This window comes from Muriicola sp., from assembly GCF_049669965.1.
GTDB lineage: Bacteria > Bacteroidota > Bacteroidia > Flavobacteriales > Flavobacteriaceae > Muriicola.
Window position 1 is genome coordinate 1 of sequence record NZ_JBATLB010000249.1, and the last position, 5521, is coordinate 5521.

Annotated in this window: 5 protein-coding genes; 2 read left to right on the forward strand and 3 right to left on the reverse strand. The window is 43.7% G+C overall.

Going from position 1 to position 5521, the window contains the following annotated elements; translation table 11 throughout:
• Positions 1-662 (forward strand): MBL fold metallo-hydrolase (locus tag WBM49_RS12635; protein WP_424372411.1); only part of this gene is annotated, 662 nt, incomplete at its 5' end.
• A gap of 10 nt (positions 663-672) precedes the next feature.
• On the opposite strand, the gene ettA is transcribed toward WBM49_RS12635, so the two are convergent.
• The 3 genes from ettA to WBM49_RS12650 form a co-directional block, all read right to left on the reverse strand.
• Positions 673-2364 carry an energy-dependent translational throttle protein EttA gene (gene ettA / locus WBM49_RS12640; protein WP_424372412.1) on the reverse strand — a complete coding sequence of 564 codons (1692 nt, stop codon included), beginning with the start codon at positions 2362-2364 and terminating at the stop codon, positions 673-675.
• 55 nt (positions 2365-2419) lie between these two features.
• Positions 2420-2602, reverse strand: a complete 183-nt coding sequence (locus tag WBM49_RS12645; RefSeq protein WP_424372413.1) for a CAL67264 family membrane protein — start codon at positions 2600-2602, stop codon at positions 2420-2422.
• Positions 2603-2671: 69 nt separating this feature from the next.
• Positions 2672-3652, reverse strand: a complete 981-nt coding sequence (locus tag WBM49_RS12650) for a Gfo/Idh/MocA family protein (RefSeq protein ID WP_424372414.1) — start codon at positions 3650-3652, stop codon at positions 2672-2674.
• A 77-nt stretch (positions 3653-3729) separates the two neighbouring features.
• On the opposite strand from WBM49_RS12650, the gene WBM49_RS12655 reads away from it, so the two are divergent.
• Positions 3730-5358, forward strand: a complete 1629-nt coding sequence (locus WBM49_RS12655; protein ID WP_424372415.1) for an acyl-CoA carboxylase subunit beta — start codon at positions 3730-3732, stop codon at positions 5356-5358.
• Positions 5359-5521 lie beyond the last annotated feature (163 nt).

Below are 5521 nucleotides of genomic sequence, written 5' to 3' on the forward strand. Positions count from 1 at the left end.
AAATATTTCCAATTGAACATGCCTCTGCGGTAGTAGAATGGGGAGAAATTACGATGTATATTGATCCTGTGGGAGGAGCCGAGCTCTATGCAGCCTATCCCAAACCCGATCTTATCCTTATCACAGATATCCACGGAGATCATTTAAATATAGAAACCTTGGACGGCCTGGATACCGCTGGTTCTAAGATCATTGTTCCTCAGGCGGTTGCTGATCAATTACCGGTAGAATTTGCCACACAGATCGATGTTTTAAACAATGGGGATTCCAAAGAACGCTACGGGGTGACAATTGAAGCCATTCCTATGTACAACCTGAGAGAGGAGGCCAAGGATTTCCATGTAAAAGGAAGAGGCAATGGGTATGTTATAACTTTAGGGTCCGAACGCCTATACTTTTCCGGAGATACAGAAGATATCCCAGAAATGAGGGCACTGAAGAATATAGATAAGGCCTTTATTTGTATGAATCTACCCTATACCATGACGGTAGACAAAGCCGCGGAGGCTGCACTGGCCTTTAAGCCTGTACAGGTGTATCCGTATCATTTCAGAGGCCGGCCGGATGTAAGCGATGTAAGCGAGTTTGAAGCATTGGTGAATGCAACGAATCCCAGTATTGAGGTAGTGATACTCGACTGGTATCCTAACGACCCTTATTAGAGGGATACGATTACCTGATAAGTTTTTTGTACTTCAGACGTTTTGGGATAAGATCACCCCCAAGGCGTTTCTGTTTATTTTCTTCATACTCAGAAAAGGAACCTTCAAAGAAATAGACTTCGGAATCGCCTTCAAAAGCCAGGATGTGCGTGCATACCCTATCCAGGAACCACCTGTCGTGCGAAATGATCACCGCACAACCCGCAAAATTCTCTAACCCTTCTTCCAGGGCCCTGAGCGTGTTGACATCCAGGTCGTTGGTTGGCTCATCCAGAAGGAGCACATTGCCCTCTTCCTTCAAGGTCATCGCCAGGTGTAGTCTGTTTCGTTCCCCTCCCGAAAGCATATTTACCCTTTTATTCTGTTCACTCCCGGAAAAATTAAACCTGCTCAGATACGCCCGGGAATTTACTTGTCTTCCCCCCATCATGATGAGTTCCTGCCCATCACTGAAATTTTCCCAAATAGTTTTCTCCGGATCTATATTAGAGTGACTTTGATCCACATAGGCAAGTTTGGCTGTTTCCCCCACTTTAAACTCTCCCTTATCCGGGGAGATCTCTTTCATGATCATTTTAAAGATAGTAGTCTTACCGGCCCCGTTAGGTCCTATGATCCCTACGATCCCCGCCTGCGGGAGTTTAAAATTAAGATTGTCATACAGCAACTTATCCTCAAAACCTTTACTAACTCCTGTGGCTTCAATTACATTGGTCCCCAGTCTTGGCCCATTTGGAATATAGATCTCCAGTTTCTCATCCAGTTGTTTTTGATCCTGACTCAGTAATTTGTCATAATTATTTAAACGGGCCTTTTGTTTGGTTTGTCTTCCTTTGGCTCCCTGCCGCACCCACTCTAGCTCGCGTTCCAGTGTTTTTTGACGTTTGGAGGCTTGTTTGCTTTCCTGAGCAAGCCGTTTGGACTTTTGATCGAGCCAGCTGCTGTAATTACCTTTCCATGGAATACCTTCTCCCCTATCCAATTCCAGGATCCAACCAGCTACGTTATCCAGGAAGTACCTGTCGTGAGTTACAGCGATCACCGTTCCTTTATACGCGGCCAGATGGTGTTCTAGCCAATGTACAGATTCTGCATCCAGGTGGTTGGTGGGTTCATCTAATAAAAGAATCTCGGGTTCCTGCAATAGGAGTCGGCATAAAGCCACCCTCCTGCGTTCACCCCCGGACAAGACGCTTATTTTCTTGTCGGGTTCCGGAGTTCTTAAGGCATCCATAGCGATCTCCAGCTTGGTATCTAGCTCCCAGGCATTAGCAGCATCTATCTGATCCTGCAAGGCTGCCTGTTTATCCATCAGTTTTTGCATCTTATCTGCATCCTCATACACTTCGGGAAGACCAAACATATCATTGATCTTATTGTACTCATCCAGGATGGCCACCGTTTCGGAGACTCCCTCTTTTACTATATCCAGGACAGTCTTAGACTCGTCTAACAAAGGTTCCTGTTCCAAATATCCCACCTTGTAGCCGGGGGAAAAAACAACATCTCCCTGATAATTCTTATCTGTACCAGCAATGATGCGCAGTAAGGTTGACTTACCAGAGCCATTGAGTCCCAGTATCCCGATCTTGGCACCGTAGAAAAAACTTAGGTATATATTCTTAAGAACAGGAGTATTGGCATTCTTGTAGGTTTTGGTCACTCCGGACATGGAGAATATGACCTTTTTATCGTCTGACATCAGTTAAAAATGGATTAGTGAAAAAGATAGTTTTTCGAAGGAATAGAAAGAGGGCTTATACGCGACCCTTCAAGGCATTAAATACCCATGCAATGGCAAAGAAACCTACTCCAACAGAAGCAAATCCGTAACCGGCAATATCATCATATCTAAAAGCACCGAGTGCTATTAATGCTAAACCTACTATAATCATTATAAGTGTTGCCCATGCTAAGACCGTATTTTTGTCCATCCCCATAAAATTTCATTTAGTTCAATTCAAATATCGTAAAAACCGTCGAAAATTAATCCTAATAATTAAACTTTATCATTCAAAAGGAAAGCGAATACCGGCCTTCGCACGAATCTTGTCTAAAAGTCCCACAAGCTCAAGGCTATGGGTATGAGACCATAAAGGGCTTTCAATTCTTTTTTCATAAAGACAACGGTGTACCTCTTCAATTTCATAGGTATACCCCTTCCCTACTGTTGGGAGATCTAATTTTGTTGTTTCTGTCCCTTTGATCACGGAGATGGCTTGTGACTCATGCCATCTGGTATGAATAACAATGGTGCCATCTGTGCCGGCCACACTCGCCTCCATGGCACTATTGGAACTTAATCCACTAAATAGAAGTGCATGGGCCTCAGGATAGGTAAATTGGATGGCGATCTGTATTTCCGCTCCGGTTTCGTGATACTTTGCGGAAGTTTCTATGCTGTCCGGGATCCCCAATAGTAAATAGGCCAGAAAGACCGGATAGATCCCAATGTCTAACAATGAGCCTCCCGCCAGGGCTGGATTGAGTAAACGACCTTTCGGATCTCTGTCTATTCCATAAAAAGCAAAATCTGCATGCAAGTACCCAATATTCCCGATTTCCCCTGCATCTACCAGTTCTTTTGTCTTTTGTATGGCAGGAATAAACCTACTCCACAGAGCCTCCATCAAAAATACATTGTGCTTCTTTGCGGTGTCTACCAATAGTTTCACCTCTTTAAGGTTCACCCCCAAAGGTTTTTCGCATAGCACATGCTTCCCGTGTTGCATGGCCATTAGACTCCACTTAAGATGTTCTGAGTGAGGAACGGCAATATAAACAGCCTCTACTTCTTCGCATTTAAAAAGCGCCTCATAGGAATCAAACGCATTAGGAACTTTAAATTCTTCTTTAAAAGAGATCGCTTTTTGAATGGACCTTGAAGCCACTGCCATCAGAGCAGCATCGTGAACTAGAGCAAGATCCTTTGCAAACTTTTGGGCGATATTTCCTAGACCAATGATCCCCCAGCCAACGCTATTAGCCATATATCCTTCTTATTTTTATCAAAGTTAATGAATATTACTGCTTATATTTAGAGACCAATAGAAACAGTAAAGATTACATGGACATTACCTTCAATATCAACGAAGATCACAACAAACAAAAACGTTCAGAACTTAAAAAACAACTTGCCAAAGTAGCCTTAGGCGGGGGTAAATCCCGCATTGAAAAACTTCATGCCCAAGGTAAAATGACAGCAAGGGAACGGATCAGCTATTTAGTTGACAAGGATTCAGAACAGATTGAAATCGGAGCTTTTGCGGGCCAGGGAATGTATGAGGAACACGGAGGTTGCCCTTCGGGCGGAGTGGTAGTGGTAATTGGCTATGTACAAGGAAGACAATGTATCATTGTGGCCAATGACGCAACCGTAAAAGCGGGTGCCTGGTTCCCAATAACAGGGAAAAAGAATCTAAGGGCCCAGGAGATCGCTATTGAAAACAGATTACCCATTATCTACCTGGTAGACAGTGCGGGTGTTTACTTGCCCATGCAAGAACAAATATTTCCGGATAAAGAGCACTTTGGAAGGATCTTTCGGAACAATGCGGTAATGAGTAGTATGGGAATACCCCAAATTGCTGCGGTTATGGGAAGTTGTGTTGCCGGAGGTGCTTATTTGCCTATCATGAGCGATGAAGCCCTGATCGTAGATAAAACGGGAAGTATCTTTTTAGCAGGAAGTTACCTGGTAAAGGCAGCTATTGGGGAAAATATAGACAATGAAACCCTGGGGGGTGCCACAACGCATTGCGAAATTAGTGGCGTTACGGATTACAAGGCAAAAGACGATAAGGATGCCCTGGATACCATAAAAAATTTACTGGATAAATTTGGAGATTCCACCAAAGCCGGGTATAACAGAAAAAAGTCGAGCCTCCCAAAGGAAAAACAAGACGATATCTTTGGAATTTTACCAAAGTCTAGGACGGACCAGTACGATATGCTGGAGATTATTAAACGCCTGGTGGACAATTCAGAATTTGAACAGTACAAAGAGGGTTATGGAAAGACTATCCTAACCGGCTATGCAAGAATAGACGGCTGGGCTGTGGGTATCGTTGCCAATCAACGTAAGGTAATCAAGACTAAAAAGGGGGAAATGCGTTTTGGAGGCGTCATTTATTCCGATTCTGCAGACAAGGCAACCCGGTTTATAGCCAATTGCAATCAAAAGAAGATTCCTTTAGTCTTTTTGCAAGATGTGACCGGGTTTATGGTGGGAAGTAAAAGTGAGCATGGAGGAATTATAAAGGATGGTGCCAAAATGGTGAATGCCGTAAGTAATTCTGTGGTCCCTAAATTTACCGTCATCATTGGCAACAGCTATGGAGCCGGTAATTATGCCATGTGTGGCAAGGCGTACGATCCAAGACTCATAGTGGCCTGGCCAAGCGCAGAACTGGCGGTAATGAGCGGAAATTCGGCTGCCAAGGTACTTTTGCAGATAGAAACTGCTTCCTTAAAGAAACGAGGTGAAAAGATCACCCCAGAAAAAGAGGCAGAACTGTTCAACAAGATCAAAGAACGGTACGACAACCAGATCTCTCCCTATTTCGCAGCTGCCCGTTTATGGACAGATGCCATCATAGATCCCCTGGATACCAGGAAATGGATCTCCATGGGGATTGAGGCAGCTAATAACGCCCCGATTGAAAAAGCCTTTAATATGGGAGTATTACAGGTGTAAGGAGAAATAGTTCTAAGATCGTTCGAGTCTGATGTTAATAAACTTCTTTTTAAGGATCACCACAGTCAATTTTTTCATTCCCTGTGCTACAAATTGAAGCATATCTCCTTCATCGGCCTCAATTTCGTAATTTCCTTTTTCATTGGTGTTTACTGTAACTCCC